This window comes from Pseudomonas sp. UMAB-40, assembly GCF_900095275.1.
In the GTDB taxonomy this organism is placed as follows: domain Bacteria; phylum Pseudomonadota; class Gammaproteobacteria; order Pseudomonadales; family Pseudomonadaceae; genus Aquipseudomonas; species Aquipseudomonas mandelii_B.
In genome coordinates, this window is record NZ_LT607566.1 from 135,312 (window position 1) to 156,962 (window position 21,651).

1 protein-coding gene and 1 pseudogene are annotated in these 21,651 nt (G+C 63.5%); both read right to left on the bottom strand.

All coding sequences use genetic code 11. From position 1 onward, the window contains the following. Nucleotides 1–72: 72 nt before the first annotated feature. A complete protein-coding gene (locus tag K0F88_RS22000) occupies nucleotides 73–11,838 on the bottom strand; it encodes a non-ribosomal peptide synthase/polyketide synthase (protein ID WP_219096522.1) in 11,766 nt (3,921 codons plus the stop codon). Continuing rightward, a pseudogene (locus K0F88_RS22005) lies at nucleotides 11,838–21,651 on the bottom strand (amino acid adenylation domain-containing protein); the annotation flags it as partial. The gene K0F88_RS22000 and the pseudogene K0F88_RS22005, both read right to left, overlap by 1 nt.

Genomic DNA, 21,651 nt, shown 5'->3' on the forward strand with positions numbered 1-21,651 from the left:
CGAGCAATACAAAATATTCTGATCAACGCGAACCCTGTGGCGAGGGAGCTTGCTCCCTCGCCACAATTGTTTTTATGCAGTGACCATGCGTCGCTCCAACAAATCTTCCAGCTCATCAAGCAATTCATCACCACGCAACAGCTCGTAGTGCCCGCCGGCCAACAGGCGATCAACGCCATGACTGCCGACTTGGCTCTCGAACACCCGGCGTTCGTCGTCACGCTCGGCCACCCACCAACGATGGGCCGAGGCCTTAATCGCCGGCAGTTGCCGATGCGCCAGCGCCAGTTGCTTGAGGCGCGAGCCGGTGGCGAAGATCTGCGTGAGCTCCCCCGCGCCCAATGCGGCTTGTTCATTGGAACCGTGCAAGGCGGCTTCAATCACGGCAGTGGAGCCCTCGCGTTCACTCAAGCCAGCGGCTTTCAGCGCGATCAGCACCTGAGCCTCATCGGCGGGCAAACCGAGCACAAACTTCAGGAAATCACCGAGGTCCTCGCGCCAGTCCCCCGCTTCTGCGGTGCCGGCTACATAGCTGTCGACCAACCCGGCAAACGCCACGGTTTCACCTTGGCTTTCCAATTCGTGGGCTACCAATTGCGTCAACGCGCCGCCCAACGACCAGCCCAGCAAGTAATACGGCCCTTTGGCCTGCTGGCTGCGAATCCGTTGCGCATAGGCTTTCGCCATGGCCAGCAGCGATTCGTCCTGCCAGTGTGGGTCAAGCAACATGCGGCATTGCACGCCGTACACAGTGCGCCGTCCTTCCAGTCGGCGGGCCAGCGGTTCGTAGTCGAACACCGTGCCGAAACCAGCGTGCAGGCAGAACAGCGCCGGCACATTGGGGATCCGCGCATTCAGCGCCAGCAGCGGGTCCGGCGCCGCTGCAACCGGTTCGGCCGCCTGATAACCGCTGAGTTCGGCGATGCACGGTTTCTGCATCAGATCCCGCAGCTTCAACTCGAAGCCCAGTTGCGGCTGACTGCGCACCCGCGAGATGACTTTGAGCACCTGCAACGAGTCGCCGCCCAGTTCAAAGAAGTTGTCGTCGATGCCCACTTGCGGCACGCCGAGCACTTCTTGCCAGATTGCGGTCAGCGCGGTTTCCAGATCGTTGCGCGGGGCGCGATAGCCGCCCAGCGCCCATTCAGGCGTCGGCAGTGCGCGACGATCCAGCTTGCCGTTGGCCGACAGCGGGAAGCGCTCCAGCACCATGATCCGCGCCGGCACCATGTAGTCCGGCAGTTGCGCTTGCAGTTCAGACTTCAAGAGCCGATCCAGCCCGACAGCACCGGCCCCCACCACATAACCGACCAATTGCTTGCCGGTCGGCGTGTCGTGCACCACCACGGCGGCATCCTGCACGCCGACGCACTCACGCAGACGCGCTTCGATTTCGCCCAATTCAATGCGGAAACCACGGATCTTCACTTGCTGGTCAAGCCGCCCCAGGTAGTCGATCAACCCGCACTCGCGCTGGCGCACCAGGTCGCCGGTGCGGTACATGCGACCACCGGCCTCGAACGGATCGGGGATGAAACGCTCGGCGCTCATGCCGGGACGCTGGTGGTAACCGCGCGCCAGGCATTCGCCGCCCAAATACAGCTCACCACTGACACCGACCGGCAACGGATTGAGGTCGGCGTCCAGCACATACAAACCCCGCCCGGCCACACCGCGACCGATGGGTGCATAGGCCGCGTCGCAGGTTTCGCTGACTTCGGCACGCCACAGCAGCGGCGTGACCACGGTTTCGGTCGGGCCATAACCGTTGACCAGACGCTGTGGACGCAAGGCGCGCTTGACCTGTTCGAAGCTGGCCTCCGGCACCGCGTCGCCGCCAAAGCAATACACCTCGACGGCCGGCGGATTACCCAGGCGCTCGGCCACTTCGGCCATCTGTTGCAGGTACGCCGGCGGGAAGCAGGCCACGGTGACACCGTGACGCTGCATCACTTCGAGGGTTTGCTCCGGGGTCCACAAACTGTCCTCGCGGATCACCAGGCTGCCACCGGCCAGCATCACACTCAGCCAGCGCTCCTGCGCACCGTCGAAGGCGAACGACATGAAGTGCAACTCACGGCTGCGCGGTGCCAGTTCGTAGAGTTCGATGATGCCGCGGCAATGCCGGGCAATCGGTCCGCGCGCCACCGCCACGCCTTTGGGTTGGCCGGTGGAACCGGAGGTGTAAATCAGGTACGCGAGGTGTCCCGGCAGCGGATTGGCAACCGGGCACGCAACGTTGTCGGCAACGCTCAACTGGTCGAGCAGCAGGCGGGGCGGGCTGTCGGCCAGGGTCAGTCGATCACCCAGATTGCTGTCGCAGAGCAACAGGCTGGCCGCCGAATCGCTCAACATGTAGGCCAGTCGTTCGGCCGGGTACGCCAGGTCCAACGGCAGATAAGCCGCCCCGGCCTTGAGCACCGCAAGGAACGCGACGATGGTGCGCTCGGAACGCGGCAACGCTACCGCCACCAGACTCTCAGGGCAAATACCGCGAGCGATCAACTGCTGCGCCAGCCCATTGGCCTGCACCTCAAGCTCGGCGTAACTGACTTCGCGATCTTCACAGATCAAGGCGATTTTCTGCGGCTGCGCTTTGACGTGTTGATTGAACGCGTGAAGTAAATCAGCGCTGTTGTCAGACGCCTGCGGCAGACTCAAACGCGCTTGCGGCAAGCCAATATTGCCGAGCAGGCACGAAGCGTCCTCAGGCAACGCACGCAACAACCCTTCCAACTGCGCACGTATCCGCTCGACTTCCACCTCACTGAAGCGATCACGCAAGAACAGGTATTCGACTTCCAGGCCTTCTTCGTTGGCGCTGACCATCAAGTCCATCGGGAAGTTGGTCACCCCGCCGCTGCCGACTTCGGCAAAGCGCAACTCACCTTCCTCGCCCCCTTTCAAGGCACGGTCCACCGGATGGTTTTCAAAGACGATGATGCTGTCGAACAACCCCTGGCCACCCTGCCCGGCCCAGCGCTGAATGTCCGACAACGGCGTGTGCTCGTAGTCGCGCACCATCAGGTTGTAATCCTGCAAGTCGCGCAGCCACTCGCCCAACGGCTGTTGCGGGTCCAGGGTCTGGATCACCGGCAAGGTGTTGATGAACAGGCCCAGCATGTCCTGCGCACCGGCCAGCCCGGTCGGGCGCCCCGCCACCGTAGCGCCGAACGCGACACTGCGCTGACCGCTGTGGCGTTGCAGCAACAGCAGCCATGCGCCTTGTACCAGCGTGTTCAGTGTCACGCGTTGACGCTTGGCGAAGGTGTGCAGTTTGCGCGTCGCCTCGGCGTCGAGGTTGCTGTACATCACGCCGTGACCGGAACCTGTCGCACCGGAAGCCTTGGCCAGAATGGTCGGTTCTTCAAGCAGCGCCAGGCGCTCACGCCAGAAGCCTTCGGCTTGCGTACCGTCCTGGCGTTGCAGCCAGGCGATGTAGTCGGCGTAGCGACCGGTCGGGGTCGGCAGGCTGTCGTTGTGGTACAGGCGCAGCATGTCGCCCAACAGGCGCGAAGCACTCCAGCCGTCCAGCAACAGGTGATGGTAGATCCAAATCATCTGGTAACGGTCATCGCCCAGACGCACCAGGATGAAACGCATCAACGGCGGGCAGCTCAGGTCGAAGCCCTTGGCCTGTTCCGCTGCGGCCAGTTCGCCCAGCGCCTGCTCGGTGCCGGCGCGGTCGCGCCAGTCAAGTTCTTCGATTGGCAGCTCGACGTCGGCGAACACCGCTTGCAGCGGATCGGCCAAGCCATCGCGCCAGCGGAATGCGGCGCGCAGCACTTCATGACGCTCGACCAGCGTCTGCCAGGCTGCGCGGAAACGCGGCACCTGCAAGCCGTCGACCGCCACGCTCAACTGGTTGACGTAGGGGTTGAGCTCCGGTGAATCGAGGCAATGGAACAGCATGCCTTGCTGCATCGGCGACAGTGGATACAGGTCTTGCAGACCGACCCGGGCGGCAATGTCGATGTGCGGCACCAGCGAGAACGCTTCGACTCTGTGCGCTTCGATCAGCGTTGCTTCACGGCGGCTGGCCACGGCGGCGAGCGCACGGATGGTCTGCTGCTCGAACAGTTGCTTGGGACTGAACACCAGCCCGCGCTGCCCGGCACGGCTTACCGCTTGCAGCGAAATGATCGAATCACCGCCCAGCTCGAAGAAGTTCTCGGTGACGCCCACCGACTCCAGCCCCAGCAGTTCCTGCCAGATCTCCACCAGCAACGCTTCGGCCGGCGACGCGGCGGCGACTTGATCGTGGTTCTGCCGCGTGGCTTCGGGCGCTGGCAGGCCTTGGCGATCAAGCTTGCCGTTCGGCGTCAGCGGCAACGCGGCCAGGCACATCAAGTGCGCCGGCAGCATGTGCGCCGGCAGACGGCTGCGCAGGTGAGCCGTCAGCGCTTCACGCAAATCCTGCTCATCGGCGAGCGGATCACGCGGCACCACGTAACCGACCAACTGGCGGCTCACCGGGCCTTCGCGGTCGATCACAAAGGCCTCACGCACGCCTTCGTGTTCCAGCAGGCAGGCTTCGATTTCGCCGAGTTCGATACGGAAGCCGCGAATCTTCACTTGCTGGTCGATACGGCCGAGGTATTCAACGACGCCATCAGCGCGGAACCGTGCGAGGTCGCCACTGCGGTACAAACGCGCGCCTGGCACAAACGGATCAGGCACGAAGCGTTCAGCGGTCAGGTCCGGACGTTGATGGTAACCACGGGCGACGCCCTCGCCACCCAGGTACAACTCGCCCGCGACGCCCACCGGCAACGGCTGCAAGCCGCCGTCCAGAATATAGGCGCTGCGGTTGCCGACCGGCCGGCCAATCGGCATGAACGCCGAGTCGAATTCGGTATCCGGATACGCCAGCCAGATCAGCGGCGTGATCACCGTTTCGGTCGGGCCGTAGCCGTTGATCAGGCGCTTGGGTTGCAGCACTTGCTGGACCTCATCGAACGCGTGCTTGGCCATGCCTTCACCGCACGGGGTGTAGGAACGGATCGGCAAATCACGCCCCGCTTCGCCCATGAAGTCGGCGATCTGCGACAGATAGGTCGGGGTAAAACAGGCGATGGTGATGCCGTGTTTTTCGATCTCGGCGCAGGTGCGCTCCACGCTCCACAACTCGTCGTCGCGCGGCATCACTGCCGAACCGAACACCAGCGGTGTCAGCCAGCGCTCGTGGGCGCCGTCGAAGCTGATCGAAGCGAATTGCAGCTCGCGATCGTCCGGGGTCATGCCGTACAACTCGCCGATCGACAGGCAATGCATGGCCAGCGGACCGTGGGCCACGCTGACGCCTTTTGGCCGCCCGGTGGAGCCCGAGGTGTAAATCAGGTAGGCGAGGTTTTCGCCGCAGGTCAGGTTGACCGGGTTGGCTTCCGACATTTGCTCCATCGGCTCGCGGTCGATTTCCAGTACCGGCAGGCCTTCGGGCAACGGCAGTTTTTCCCGCAGCCACGACTGGCTGATCATCAGCGAAATGCCGCTGTCTTCCATCAGGTAACGCAGGCGCTCCGTCGGGTAAGCCGGGTCCAGCGGCACATAAGCGCCGCCGGCCTTGAGGATTGCCAGCAAGCCGACGATCATTTCCGGCGAACGCTGCATCGCCAGGCCAACCCGCACTTCCGGGCCAATGCCCAGTGCGCGAAGACGATGGGCCAACTGGTTGGCACGACGGTTGAGCTGATCGAAGCTCAATTCCAGATCGTTGAAGATCAGCGCGGTGGCCTCCGGGCGGATGACGGCCTGAGCCTCGATCAACTGATGCACGCACAGCGGGTTTTCCGCAGCCGTGAAAGCCGGGCTCCACTCCTCCAACTGTTGTGCGCGCTCCGGCGCGGTCAGCAGGTCCAGTTCACTCAACGCAGCGTTTGGCGCGGCGACCATCGCCGCCAGCAGCGTGGCCAGATGCTCGCTCATGCGAACAATCGCTTCGCTGTTGAAATGCGCGCACTGGAAGCTCCAGTTCAGGCTCAACTGACGTTCGGCGGTGGCCGCCAGGGTCAGCGGAAAGTTGGTGCGCTCATGGTTCTGCGGAATCGAGAAGCTCAATCCGGCCGGCGCGCCTTGTTGCAGCGCTTCGGCGACCGGGAAGTTTTCGAACACCAGCAAGCTGTCGAACAGCGGTTCACCGGCACGCCCGGCCCAGCGCTGAATGTCGCCGAGGGCGGTGAATTCATGCTCGCGCAATTCGAGGTTCTGCGCCTGCAAACGGGTCAACCACTGGCCGACGCTTTCCACCGCGTCCGGGCTGCTGATCACCGGCAAGGTGTTGATGAACAGGCCGAGCTGGCTTTCGGCACCCGGCAAATCCACCGGCCGCCCCGCCACGGTCGCGCCGAAGGCGACGCTGCGTTGACCGGTATAGCGTTGCAACAGCAGCGCCCAGGCACCTTGCACCAAGGTGTTGAGGGTGACTTTTTGCTGACGGGCAAACTCGCTGAAACGTTGGCTGGTAGCGACGTCGAAGGTCTGGCGATGGTCTGCAAACTCCATCGTCGACAGATGTTTACCGTCGCCATGGGCCAGGCTCTGCGCCAGCAACGTCGGGTTGTCGAGGGTCGCTAGTTGCTCGCGCCAGAACAGCTCGTCGGCTTGCGCATCCTGACGCTGCAACCAGCCAATATAGTCGGCAAAACGCCCAATCGGCGCCTGCACTTCTTGCCCGGCATAACGCTGCAAGACTTCGCTCAGCAGCAGCGAATTACTCCAGCCATCGAGCAACAAGTGATGGTGGGTGTAGATCAGTTGCTGACGCTCATCGTCCAGCCGCACCAGGGTCAGGCGCATCAATGGCGCCCGCGTCGAATCGAGTTGCAGGCGCTCGTTGTCGATCAGCTCAATCAATGCGCCGGTCTGATCGCTGCGGCCACGCCAGTCGAGGCAGGTCATCGGCAGTTGCAGATGACGATGGACCAATTGCACCGGCGCCTCGAAGCCCTCCGGGAAATGGAAACTGCTGCGCAGGATCGGATGGGTGTCGAGCACCGCTTGCCATGCGCGGCCAAGACGCTCGGCGTCGAGGCCACGGGCTTCGACACTGAGCTGATTGACGTAGGCGCCGGACTCCGACTCGTACAAGCTGTGGAACAACAGACCGGCTTGCATCGGCGACAGAGGATACAGGTCTTCAATCTGCGCCGGCGGCACCGGCAGGCCATCGAGTTGCGCCTGGGTCAGGCGCGCCAGCGGGAAGTCCGCCGGGGTCACGCCACCCGCGCCGTCACTCAGACAATGGGCGATCAACGCCAGCAACTCGCGTTGATAATCCGCGGCCAGCGCTTCGATTTCACGTTGGTCAAAGCATTCGCGGCTGAAGGTCCAGTCGAGTTTCAATTCGCCGCCATACACCTGACCGTCCACCGACAGCCAGTTCGGCAACGGTGCGTCCGCCGATTGCGCGGCGCCGCTGGATTCGCGAGCCGGAGTGAACAGTGCATCCTCGGCGAAGCTCTGATCGAACTGCCCGAGGTAGTTGAAGGTGACCCGCGCTTGCGGCAACGCCGCCAACGCCGCTTGGGTCGAGGCATTGCCCATGTAGCGCAGCAGGCCGTAGCCCATGCCTTTGCCGGGGATTTCGCGCAGTTGCTGCTTGATCGCCTTGATCGAGCCGGCCAGGTCGGCGGTCGGCGTCAAGCGCACCGGGAACAGGCTGGAGAACCAGCCGACGGTGCGGGTCAGGTCGATGTCGTCGAACAGCTCTTCGCGGCCGTGACCTTCGAGCTGAATCAGCGCCGAGGTGTCGCCGGTCCAGCGGCTGAGGGTGCGGGCCAGTGCGGTCAGGAGCAAATCGTTGACCTGCGTGCGGTAAATCGCTGGCGCCTGTTGCAGCAATTGGCGGGTTTGCTCGCGATCCAGGCCGATACTCACGCCCTGACGCAGATGCCCGGCCTGACTGGCTTGGGCATTGGCGGCGGGCAGCGAATCATTGGCGATGCTCAGCTGCGCCTGCCACCAGTCCAGTTCGCTGGCAGCGGCTTCGGAACGTGCATAGGCGTCAAGTTTGTCGGCCCAGGCCTGGAAGGCGCTGGTCTTCGGTGGCAGCTCTTGCCCTTGGTAAGCGGCTTGCAAATCTTCCAGCAACACCCGCCACGACACCCCGTCCACCGCCAAGTGGTGGATCACCAACAGCAACCGCTGCGAGCCATCGGCCTGAGCAATCAACGCGACGCGCAGCAACGGTCCGTCTTGCAGACTGAGGCTGCGCTGCGCCTCGTCGCACACCGACTCCAGCGAAGCATCGCTGGCCACGCGAGCGGTCCAGAGCATGTCGATCACATCACAGCTGTCGGCCCCGACATAACGCCCCGACCATTGGCCGTCGACCTGACTGAAGCGCAAACGCAGCGCATCGTGCTGCTTGAGCAGGCGTTGCAGCGCCGCTTGCAGGCGTGGCAATTCGAGGGTTTCGCGCGGCACAAGCAGCACCGCCTGGTTCCAGTGCGCGCGTTGCGGGATCGGCTCGTCGAAGAACCAGCGCTGGATCGGCGTGAGTGTTTGCACACCGTCCACCGGTCCTTGTTGTGCCAGCGGTGCAGCCTGTTGTTTGACCACAGCGGCCAGGGCTTGCAAGGTCTGCTGCTGGAACAGGTCGCGCGGTTGCAGGCTCAAACCGGCACGACGGGCACGGCTGACCACCTGGATCGAAATGATCGAGTCGCCGCCCAGTTCAAAGAAATTGTCCTGACGCCCGACCTGCTCCACGCCCAACACGTCCTGCCAGATCTGCGCCAGCACCTGTTCATGTTCAGTGCGTGGCGCTTCGAAGGCCCGTTGGCTGACTTGCGCGATCGGCGCTGGCAGGCGTTTGCGGTCGAGTTTGCCATTGGGACTCAGGGGCATTTGCTCGATCAGCACGGTCTGCGCCGGCACCATGTAATCCGGCAGGCTCGCCAGCAGATGGCTTTTCAGGGTTTCACGCCACGCGCCTTGCTGCTCGGCATCAGCGCTGACCAAGGCCCGATCCTGCGGCACGATGTACGCGACCAACTGCTTGCCGCTCGGGCCATCGAGGGCCAGGACCACGGCTTCCTGCACCTCGGCATGTTCTTGCAGGCGTGCTTCGATTTCGCCCAGCTCGATACGCAAACCGCGAATCTTCACTTGGTGGTCGATACGGCCGCAATAGTCGATGGCGCCGTCAGCGCGATAGCGCGCCAGGTCACCGGTGCGGTACAGACGCTCGCCGCTGCCGAACGGATCAACGACGAAACGCTCGGCGGTCAGCGCACCACGTCGGTGATAACCACGCGCCAGGCCGACTCCGCCCAGGTACAACTCGCCCACCGCACCCAGCGGCAACGGTTGCAGTTCGCTGTCGAGGATGCAGGTGCGCAGGTTGGCGATCGGACGGCCGATCGGCACGCTGTCACGCCCTTCTTCGACGCAGGTCCAGTGGGTCACGTCGATGGCCGCTTCGGTCGGGCCATACAGGTTGTACAAATTCGCTTGCGGCAGGCTGCGCAAAGTCTGGCGTTGCAGCTCCATCGGCAGCGCTTCACCGCTGCAAATGATCCGCTGCAACGAGGTGCAGGCCAGCGCCTCGTCGGCACCGATGAACGCCGAGAGCATCGACGGCACGAAGTGCAGCGTGGTGATCGCCTGCTCGACGATCAACGCGGCCAGGCGTTGCGGGTCACGGTGTTCGCCCGGCGCGGCGATCACCAGGGTGGAGCCCTTCATCAGCGGCCAGAAAAACTCCCACACCGACACGTCGAAACTGAACGGCGTTTTCTGCAGCACGCGGTCGGTCGGCTGCAAGTTGTAGGCTTGCTGCATCCACTCCAGACGGTTATGCAGCGCCACATGGCGGTTACCGGCACCCTTGGGTTTGCCGGTAGAGCCGGAGGTGTAAATCACATAAGCGAGGTTTTCCGCGACCGCAAGGTTGGGCAGATCAGTGCCCGGTAAGTCGCTCAGCCAATCGGCGTCTGCGAGCAGGCACAAAGTGCGCACGTTGTCCGGGGTCGGCAGTTGCGCCAGCAGATGTTCCTGGGTCAGCAACAAAGAAATGCCGCTGTCTTCGATCATGTAGCTCAAGCGATCAACCGGGTATTCCGGGTCCAGCGGCACATACGCGCCACCGGCCTTGAGAATGGCCAGCAGGCCGACGACCATTTCAAACGAACGGTCGCAGGCAATCCCCACCAGCACTTCCGGGCCGACACCCTGGGCACGCAAGTGGTGGGCTAAACGGTTGGCGCGCCGGTTCAGCTCGGCGTAACTCAGGGACTGGCCCTGGAACACCAGCGCCGTCGCCTCTGGGTTTTCAATCACGCGTTCTTCGAAATGGCGCTGCACGCAGACTTCGCCCGGATAGGCCTGAGCGGTGTCGTTGAGCTCGTCGAGGATGCGCAGACGCTCGTCGGCGTCCAGCAACGGCAACTCGGCGAGTGGGCATTGCGGATTGGCGAGTACACCGGCCAACAGGTTGCGCCAGTGCCGCGCGAGGTGTTCGATGCGTTCAGCGTCGAACAGATCGGTGGCGTAAGTCAGGCTGGCGAATAGCTTGTCGCCCTCCTCCTGGGTGTCCAGTTGCAGATCGAACTGGGTGGTGTGCGCCGTGGCGTTCAATGCCTCGACGCGCAGGCCGGCGAGCAAGCCGCTGACCGCCGCCGGTTTGGCTTGCTGGTGGTTGAACACCACCTGGAACAGCGGGCTGTGACTGAGGCTGCGTTCACCTTGCAGCGCCTGCACCAGTCGCTCGAACGGCAAGTCCTGATAATCCTGGGCATCCAGCGACGCGGTACGGGTCTGGTCGAGCAATTGGCTGAACGGCAGACGTCCATCGAGCTCGGCACGCATCACCTGGGTGTTGACGAAGAAGCCGATCAGGCCACGGGTTTCCGCGCGATTGCGGTTGGCAATCGGCACCCCGACGCGCACATCGGACTGGCCGCTGTAGCGATAGAGCAAGGCCTGGAAGCTTGCCAGCAACAGCATGAATGGTGTGACACCGCGCTGTTTGGCCAGGCTCATCAGACCGCTGGCCAACGTGGCATCGAGGGCGAAATCCAGACGCGCACCGCGTTGGCTCGGTTGCGCCGGGCGCGGACGGTCGGTGGGCAACTCCAGCAGCGGTTGTTCGCTGCCCAGGCGGTCGCGCCACCAGTTGAGTTGACGGTCCAGCTCGCCCGCCTCCATCCAGCGGCGTTGCCACATCGCGTAGTCGGAATACTGGATCGGCAGTGCTTCCAGCACGGCATGCCGGCCTTGGCAATGCGCGGCGTAGAGCCGGGAAAACTCTTCCACCAGCACGCCCATCGACCAGCCATCAGTGACGATGTGATGCAGGGTCAGCAACAGCACGTGGTCTTTGGCGTCGAGTTGCAACAGGCTGACCCGCAACAGCGGACCGTGCTGCAGATCGAACGGCCGGGCGATGTCCTGTTCGACGCTGTTCATCGCCTGATCGAAGCGCTGATCCTCAGGTTCGCCGCGCAGGTCGATCTGCTCGATGGGCAGCGAGGTGAACTCGGCCAGCGTCTGCACCACTTGCCCGTCATCCTCGACGAACCGGCTGCGCAAGCTCTGATGCCGCTCCAGCAGCCCATCGAAACTCTGCTGCAACGCAGCAACGTTCAGCGGCCCGTGCAAACGTAGCGCGGCCGGAATGTTGTACGCCGAACTGTGTGGATCAAGTTGCCAGAGAAACCATTGGCGCTGCTGCGCGTATGACAGTTCAAACGTTGCTTGAGGCTCGGCAGCCGGCGGAATCGGCAGCTGGCCAAAGCTCACGCCCTGCTCTTGCATGCGTTGCAGAAACTCGCGGCGCTTGTCGGCAGGCAGGCCGGCGAAGCGGCTGGCGATACGCTGGGCAGTGGTGTGTTCCATCAGTTGATCTCCATCTCGTCGAGAAGCGACTCAAGCGCATCAAGACGTGCATCGTTGTCAGCCGGGGCGTGTTGCCCGGCCATGGCGGCATAAGCCTGAAGGTCGGCGGATTCGAACAGCGCGCGCAGCGGCAGCTCGATACCCAGTTCCAGTTCCACACGGGCACTGGCCTGGGCAGCGAGCAGCGAATGCCCGCCCAATTCAAAGAAGTTGTCGCGTCGGCCGATTTGCGCCACGCCCAGCACGTCGGCCCAGATCGCGGCCAGTTGCTGTTCGAGATCACCCACAGGGGTTTCGAACGGCCGCTGCCAATCCTCGGCATCCGGCACCGGCAGCGCCTTGCAGTCGAGTTTGCCGTTGCCGGTCAGTGGCAAGGCATCGAGCAGCAACCAGTGGCTCGGCACCATGTAATCCGGCAGATCGACCTTGAGCGCGGCGCGCAGGTTGTCGCGCCAGGCTATTGGGTCATGCGGGGTTTGCTCGGCCACGACGTAGGCGCACAGCTGCGGGCCGCCTTCGCCGGTATGCACGCTCAACACCGCTTGACGCACGCCCGGCTGGGCCAGCAGCGCGGCTTCGATTTCACCCAATTCGATGCGGAAACCGCGAATTTTTACTTGCTGGTCGATACGGCCGAGGTAATCGATGCTGCCGTCGGCCCGCTGACGCGCCAGGTCGCCGCTGCGATAAAGACGCTGCGAAGCCTCGAACGGGCTCGGCACAAAGCGCTCGGCGGTCAGGCCGAAACGACCGTGATAACCGCGGGCCAGGCCGGCGCCGGCGATGTACAACTCGCCCGCCACACCCACCGGCACCGGTTGCAGCTGACTGTCGAGCAAGTACCAGCGCAGGTCGCGGATCGGCAGGCCGATCGGGCTTTGGGCCTTGCCGTCGAGGTCGGCCAGGCGGATGGCGCGGTAGGTCACGTGCACCGTGGTTTCGGTGATGCCGTACATGTTGACCAGGGTTGGCTGCTGATCGCCGAAGCGTTCGAACCATGGACGCAGGCTCGCGACTTCGAGGGCTTCGCCGCCGAAAATCACCTGACGCAACGCCATGCTTCGTGGGCTGGCGCAGGCAATCGGCAACAACTGGCGGAACGCCGTCGGGGTCTGGTTCAACACCGTCACGCCTTCATCACAGAGCAAGCGGTGGAACTCTTGCGGCTCGCGGCTNNCCGCCGGTGCACAGCGAACCGAACAGCTCCCACACCGAAAAGTCGAAGGCATAGGAATGGAACAGCGTCCAGACATCGTCCGGACCGAAGTTGAATTCGCCAGCGGTGGCCGTGAGCAGACGTCCAACGTTGCCGTGGCTGAGCAATGCGCCCTTCGGCCGACCGGTGGAACCGGAGGTGTAGATCACGTAGGCGAGGTTGTCCGGGGTCGCCAGCGCTGGCAGGTTGTCGGCGCTGAAGGCGTCCAGTTGCAACGATTCCAGGCTCAGCACCTGCAGGCCGTCCCGGGCCGGCAAACCGTCGATCAAGTGTTGCTGGGTCAGCAGCAGCGTGATGCCGCTGTCTTCGATCATGTAGCTCAGGCGCTCGGCCGGGTAGTGCGGGTCGAGCGGCACATAGGCGCCACCGGCCTTGAGAATCGCCAGCAAACCGATCACCAGTGGCATCGCTCGTTCGGTGGCGATGCCGACCCGCACTTCGGGGCCGACGCCCTGCTCGCGCAGTTTGCGCGCCAGTCGGTTGGCCTGGGCGTTGAGCGCGGCGTAGGTCAGTTGCTCGCCTTCGTAAGTCAGTGCGATGGCGTCCGGCCGTTGTGCAGCTTGCGCTTCGAACAACTGGTGCAGGGTCGGCGATGTCGGTTGTGCCTGGAACGCAGGGTTCCAGTGCTGCACCAAGGCCTCTTGCTGCGACCGGTCAATGAGTGGCAGTTCGGCGACGCGTTGCTGCGGATCGCTGACCACCGCACGCAGCAGGTTCAGCCACTGCTCGACGAGGCGCTGCATCGACGCTTCGTCGTACAGATCGGTGGCGTAGGTCAGGCTGGCATCGAGTGTTTCGCCCTGTTCCTGAGTGTCGAGCACCAGGTCGAATTGCGTGGTGTGTTGCTGCCAGTGCAGACGCTCGACGTTCAAATCTGCAACCGTGCGCTCGACGCTCGCACCCAATTGCTGCTGGTGGTTGTAGAGCACCTGGAACAACGGGCTGTGATTGAGGCTGCGGTCTGGTTGCAAGGCATCGACCAACTGCTCGAACGGCAAGTCCTGATTAACCTGCGCGCCCAATGCAACCTGTTTGACCTGTTGCAGCAAGGTGCTGAACGGCTGCTGCCCGTCGATCTCGGCACGCAGCACCTGGGTGTTGATGAAGAAGCCGATCAGGCCTTCGGTTTCGAGGCGCGAACGACCGGCGCTCGGCACGCCGACGCTGATGCTCGACTGTCCGCTCTGGCGATGCAGCAAGGTCTGGAAACTCGCCAGCAACAGCATGAACAACGTCACTTGCTGTTCCTGGGCGCGTTGACGCAAGCCGGCGAGCAAGTCGCGATCCACATTGAGCCTCAGGCTGGCACCGCGCTCTGTGCGACGGGCCGGACGGGTCAGTTCGCTTGGCAATTCCAGCGGCGCCTGACTGCCCGCCAGTTGCTCGCGCCACCACGTCAGTTGGCGCGCACCCTCGCCCGCTTCCAGCCAGTCGCGCTGCCAGCGGGCGTAGTCGCTGTAGTTAACCGGCAAGCTATTCAGATCGTCAGCGCGACCTTCTACGGCCGCCTGATACAACGCGCTGAACTCATCGACCATGACCTGCATCGACCAGCCATCGGCAGCGATGTGATGCACGGTCAGCACCAGCACGTGTTCGTCGGTGTTCACTTGCAGCAGCAACACGCGCCACAGCGGACCGTTGCGCAGATCGAACGGGCGGGCGATTTCTTCGGCGACGGCGGTGTCGACCGACAATTGATCGAGCGTACGCTGTTCCAGTTGCAGCGCCAGGTTGTCGTGCAATACCGGACGCGCCTGCTGGCCATCCTGTTCGAAGGTTGTGCGCAAAGTTTGGTGACGGGCCTGCAATTGGGTGAAGGCTTCGCGCAAGGCGTCACGGTTCAGCGGGCCTTTGAGTCGCAGCGCGGCAGGAATGTTGTAGGCCGGACTTTGTGGGTCCAGCTGCCAGAGAATCCATTGGCGCTGTTGGGCGTACGACAGAATCTGTGGCTGATCGACGGGCGTACGTTGCAGCAGCGGTTGGCCGCCGGCATTCGCTTGCGCTGCTCGCTCGGCAAACTCCGCCAGATTCGCGGAAGAGAACAGGCTGCTCACCGACAGTTCGAGCTGCAACTGTTGGCGCACCCGCGAGATCACTTGCAGCACCAGCAACGAGTGCCCGCCCAGCTCGAAGAAGTTGTCGTCGCGGCCAACTTGCCCGACCTGCAACACGTCCTGCCAGATCAGCCCCAGTTGCGTTTCCAGACCTTGGGCCGGGGCGACGAAATCACGTTGGCCATCGCTGGCCTCGGCACGCGGCAAGGCTCGGCGATCCAGTTTGCCGTTGTTGTTGAGCGGCAGTTTCGGCAGCAGGATCAGGTGATTCGGCACCATGTATTCCGGCAGCGACTGGCGCAGAGCGGCTTTTAGGCTTTCCAGATAATCAACTTCGGACGACAGCGAATCGCTGGCCACGATGTAGGCCACCAGTTGCGTGCTGTCCTGGGCGATGACCGCCGCGTCGCGCACGTCTTCACGGGCTTGCAGGCAGGCTTCGATCTCGCCCATTTCGATGCGGAAACCGCGAATCTTCACTTGATGGTCGATGCGGCCGACGTATTCCAGCTGTCCTTCGGCGTTGTAACGCGCCAGATCCCCGCTGCGGTACAAACGCGCGCCCGGTTCACGGGCAAACGGGTCCGGCAGGAAACGTTCGGCAGTCAGCGCCGGGCGGTCAAAATAGCTTTGCGCGAGGCAGGCCGGGGCGCCGATGCACAGTTCGCCGACACCGCCGGACGGCAGCAACTGACCCGCCGCATCCAGCACATACAGCGCACGACCGGCGATGGCGCGACCAATCGGAATGCCAAACGCATCGCTGGCATCGTCGAGACGGCATTCATGCACGCTGGACACCACGGTCGCCTCGGTCGGGCCATAAGTGTTGAGCAAACGGACGTGGCTCAAACCGGCCTGATGCCACAAGCGCAGGCCTTCGACCGACATCGCTTCACCGCCGACGTGAACCTGGCGCAAAGCACCGAGATTGCTAACCACGCCGCTCGCGCATTCGCGGGCCAGCAAATACCAGTAAGCGGCCGGCAAGTCCGCCACGGTCACGCCGTGCTGAACGATTTCAGCAGCGAGACGACCGGCATCCCACACCTCATCACCGCGCATGATCAACGCCGCGCCGACGCACAGCGCCGGGAAGCACTGTTCGACGAAACCGTCGAAACTGAAGGTCGCGAACTGCAACACGCGGTCCGCCGCCGACAGCAGCGAATAGTCAGCGGCGCTCTGACAGAACTCGCGCAGCGCGGCATGGGCGATGGCCACGCCTTTGGGTTGGCCGGTGGAGCCGGAGGTATAGATGATGTAGGCCAGGTCTTCAGCAACCGCGTGGTTTTGCGGATTGGTCTCGGAGTAGCCAGCACTGTCGTCGAGGCTCAGACGGAGCACACCCGTCACATCTTCCAGCTGACCGGATTCGCACAGCAGCACGTCGAGACGGCTGTCGCCGATCATGTAGGCCAGACGTTCGTTCGGGTATTTCGGATCGAGCGGCACGTAGGCGGCGCCACTTTTGAGCACCGCCAGCAGGCTGACAATCAGCTGCGGGCCACGGTGCAGCGCCAGGCCGACACGCTTGCCCGGACCGGCACCGTTGGCCATCAGACGATGGGCCAGACGGTTGGCCTGGGTGTTCAATTGCGCGTAGCTCAGGCACTGGCCGTCAACCTGCAACGCTAGCGCGTCCGGGGTCGCGGCGGCCTGCGCGGCGATCTGCTCGTGGGCCAAAAGTGCTGTGGACAACTCGATTGCCGGCGGTTGGCTGATCGCGAGCAGCGCATTTTTGCCATCGACGTCGAGCAGTTCCAGCGCGCCAAGTGCCGCGTCCGGTTGCGCCACCAGTTGCGTCAGCAGGTGCTGCAAATTGGCCGACAACTCAGCGACCTGAGCAGCACTGAACCGCGCCGCGTCGTAGCTGAAATCCAGGCTCAGGCCTTCGCCCAGTTCGATGCCCAGGGTCAACGGATAGTGGGTGCGTTCGTGGTTGTGCAGGTTGCCGAACGACAACCCGGCCGGTGCGCCCTGTTTCAACGCTTCAGCCACCGGGAAGTTTTCGAACACCAGCAGGCTGTCGAACAGCGCCGAACCCTGCTGCCCCGCCCAGCCCTGAATGTCGTAAAGCGGCACGTGCTCGAACTCGCGCATGGCCAGGTTCAGCCCTTGCAGCTCGCCCAGCCATTGACTGACGGTGCAATCCGGCTTCATCGCGCACACCAGCGGCAGCGTGTTGATGAACAGCCCGAGTTGCTCTTCGATCCCCGGCAGCGGCGCCGAACGCCCGGCGACCGTCGCCCCGAACACCACGCAATCCTGACCGGTGTAGCGATGCAACAACAGACTCCACGCTGCTTGGAGCAAGGTGTTGAGGGTGACTTTCTGTTGGCGGGCGAACTCGGCCAGACGCTGGGTTGCGCGACTGTCGAGGGCGACACGAAGTTCCTCGCTGCCTTCGGCGTCAACCGGTGGACGCAGCGCTTCGGCCAGCAACGTCGGTGCTTCCAGCGGTGCCAGTGCGGCTTTCCAGAACTGCTCGCCAGCAACGGCGGACTGCTGCTGCAACCAGCCCAGGTAATCGCGGTATTGCCCGGTCGGCGCCGGCAACGACTGGCCAGCGGCGTAATGCTGGATCACTTCGGCGAGCAACTGCGCGTTGCTCCAGCCGTCCATCAAAATATGGTGACTGGTATAGATCAGGTGCCAGTCATTGGCACCCATGCGTACCAGCTTCAAGCGAAACAGCGGTGCGCTGCCCAATTCAAAACCTTGGGCACGTTCGGCGTCGGCCAGCGCATCGGTGTCGGTGGCGTCCAGCACTTCAAGCGGCAGCGCGACCTGGCGAACAATCGCCTGATGCGCGATGTCGAGGCCTTGCCAGTGGAAGCTGCTGCGCAGGATGTCGTGACGTTCCAGCGCGGTTTGCCATGCTTGGGCAAAACGCTGTGGGTCGAGGCCTTGAATGTCCAGACGCAACTGACTGATGTAGGCGCCGACCTCGGGTTCGTACAGGGTGTGGAATAGCATGCCCTGCTGCATTGGCGACAGGGGATAAAGGTCCTCAAGGGTCGCGACCGACAATTCGTCGAGTTGCGTCTGGCTGATGCGCGCCAGCGGGAAGTCCGACGGCGTGGCCTGGGCGATCTCGAGGGCGCAGCAATGATCGATCAGCGCGTTGAGTTCCAGCGCGTAATCGTCCGCCAGACGCTGGATGGTCGCCGTGTCGAACATCTCGCGGCTGAAGCCCCAGCTCAGCGCCAGTTCACCGCCGTAGACTTGGCCTTCCACCGTCAGCCAGTTGCCCAGTGGCGCCGAGGGGTCCTGGGCCACGCCGTTGCCTTCGGTGGACGGCACGAACATCGCGGCGTCATCGAACTGACGGTCGAACTGCCCCAAGTAGTTAAAGGTGATGCGCGGTTGCGGCAACGCGGCCAGTTCGGCGCGCATCGCCGGCGTGCCGAGGTAACGCAGCGCGCCGTAACCGAGGCCTTTGTCCGGCACCGCGCGCAATTGTTCCTTGATGGTCTTGATCGACGCGCCGAGGTCACTCGACGGCATCAGGTTGACCGGGAACAGGCTGGTGAACCAGCCGACGGTGCGGGTCAAATCGATGCCGTCGAACAAGTCTTCGCGGCCATGGCCTTCGAGCTGGATCAGCGTGCTGCCTTGCCCGCTCCAGCGGCAAACCGCCCGTGCCAGCGCGGTCAGCAGCAGGTCGTTGACCTGGGTGCGATATGTCGCTGGGGCGTGTTGCAGCAGTTTGCGGGTTTGCTCGACGTCGAGTTTGATCTCAAGTTTTTGTTCGAAGCGGTTTTGCAGCGCGCCGTTCGGGCGGTCACACGGCAAATCGGTCGGTGCGTCGCGCAGCTTGGCCTGCCAGTGACCGAGGCTGTTTTCAAACACTGGCAAATGATCTTGCAGACGGGCAACCCAGCGTTGATAAGTGCTGGTTTTCGCCCTCTTCACGGTGCTGCCGCTGTAGAACTGCTGCAGATCTTCCAGCAGCACGCGCCAGGAAACACCATCCACGGCGAGGTGATGGATGACCAGCAGCAAACGCTGAGAACCGTCCGCCATTGCCACCAGCAGCGCCCGGATCAACGGGCCATTTTGCAGATCGAGGCTGCGTTGGGCTTCATCGCACACCGCGTTGAGCGCTTCGACCGATTGCGCCTGACGCTGCCACAACACCGACTCGGTGGTCGGTGCCGCGTAGGCTTGCTGCCAACCGTCGGCAGTCTGCTCGTAACGTAGGCGCAAGCTGTCGTGATGGGTCAGCAACTGTCCAAGTGCGCGGTCCAGCGCTTCGACGTTCAACGCCTCGCGCGGCACCAGCAGCAGCGACTGGTTCCAGTGCTGACGCTCGGGGATTACTTGTTCGAAGAACCCCTGTTGCACCGGCGCCAACGCCACCGCGCCACTCGCCGGACCTTGGTCGATCAGCGTCTGCTCGCCGCTGCGGGCAGCCTGGGCCAGGCTGCGGACGGTCTGGTGCTGGAACAGGTCCTTGGGGCTCAACACGATCCCGGCCTGGCGCGCCCGGCTGACCACTTGCATCGAGACGATGGAGTCGCCGCCCAGTTCGAAGAAGTTGTCTTCAAGGCCGACGTTGTCGATGGCCAACACATCCTGCCAGATCGCGGCGAGGGCTTTTTCCATCGCTGTGCGCGGTGCGACGTGCTCGCGCTGTTGCTGCGAGCCGTCAATCGCCGGCAAGGCCTTGCGGTCGAGTTTGCCGTTGGGGGTCAGCGGCAGCTGCGCGAGGAACAGCAGGAACGCCGGGACCATGTAGTCCGGCAGGTGCTGACGCAGCGCCGCTTTCAGGGATTCACGCAGGGTTGCTTGCGCATCCGCGTCGTCCAGTATCGCCGGATCGGCCGGCACGATGTAGGCGACCAGTTGCTGACCGTTGGTGCCGTCCTGCGCCAACACCGCCAGCTCGCGCACCGCCGCTTGCTGCAACAGCCGCGCTTCGATTTCACCCAGCTCGATGCGGAAACCACGGACCTTGACCTGATGGTCGATACGCCCGACGTATTGCAGCGAGCCGTCGGCCTGATAACGGGTCAGGTCGCCGGTGCGGTACAGGCGTTCGCCGTTGCTGGCGAACGGGTTTGGCACATACTTCTCGGCGGTCATGCCCGGTCGCGCCAGGTAACCACGGGTGATGCCGGCGCCCGCCAGGTACAGCTCGGCGGACACGCCTTGGGGCACCGGTTGCAGGTCGGCGTCCAGCAAATAGCTGGCGGTGTGCTTGAGGGGACGGCCGATGTTCGCGCGACCGCCCGCTTCACGGCGGGTCCAGGTCGAATAGGTGGTGTCCTCCGACGGCCCGTACAGATCGTAGACGTGCTCGACGGATGGCTGCTGATACAGCCCCTCCACCAGGCTCTGCTTCAGCGGCTCGCCGGCGAGGTTGATGATGCGCACGCTCGGCGGGATCTGTCCGTCGCGCTGCAAGGCATTGATTGCGGACGGCACAGTGTTGATCAGGCGCACCTGATCCCGGGCCGGCAGTTGCGGTAATTCCAGGGCGTTGCGGGCGATGATCACCGAGCCACCGTTGGCCAAGGTCACAAACAGTTCCCACACCGACAGGTCGAAGCACACCGACGTCGAGGCCAACACGCCTTGAATGTCTTCGCGGCTGTAGACCGATTTCGACCAGTCGATCAGCGCCAGCACGTTGCGATGGGCAATGGCCACGCCTTTGGGTTTGCCGGTGGAACCGGAGGTGTAGATCACGTAGGCCAGGTTGTCTGGCGTGACGCGGGTGACCGGCGCGCTGGCCGGGTAAGCAGTCCACGTCATATCGTCCATGAGCAGCACTTGCGTTTCGGCTGCCACCGTCAACGTCGCGGCGACCGTTTGCTCGGTCAGCAGCACCAGGGCGCGGCTGTCTTCGAGCATGTAGGCAACGCGTTCGGCCGGGTAATCCGGGTCCAGCGGCACATAGGCGCCACCGGCCTTGAGCACCGCGAGCAGCGCGACCAGCACGTTGTCGGAACGCTGCATGGCCACGCCGACCCGGACTTCCGGGCCGACGCCCAGCTCGATCAACTTGTGGGCCAGGCGATTGGCCTGAGCGTCGAGTTCGGCGTAAGTCAGTTGCTTAGTGGCGAAGGTCACCGCCAATGCGTCCGGGCTGGCCGCGACTTGTTGGCTGATCAGCTGATGAATGCACAGGTCTTGCGGGAAGCTTTCGTCAGCGCGATTCCAGTCATGCACGATGCGCTGGTATTCGGCGCTTTCCAGCAGCGGCAAATCACTGATGCGCTGCCGCGAATCGCTGACCATGCCTTGCAGCAAATGCGTCCAGTGCTGCGCCATGCGCGCGATGGTCGCGGCGTCGAACAGGTCATTGGCGTAGGTCAGCGCCGCGTGCAGTTTGCCGCCCTTTTCATACGTATCGAGGGTCAGGTCGAACTGCGTGGTGCGCCCTTCCCACTCGATCACGCCCAGCGCCAGGCCGGAGGCGGTGCTGACCGTGGAAATGTCCGCAACCTGCGGCTGGTGGTTGTACATCACCTGGAACAGTGGCGTGTGGCTAAGGCTGCGTTCCAGTTTCAGCGCCTCGACCAGGCGCTC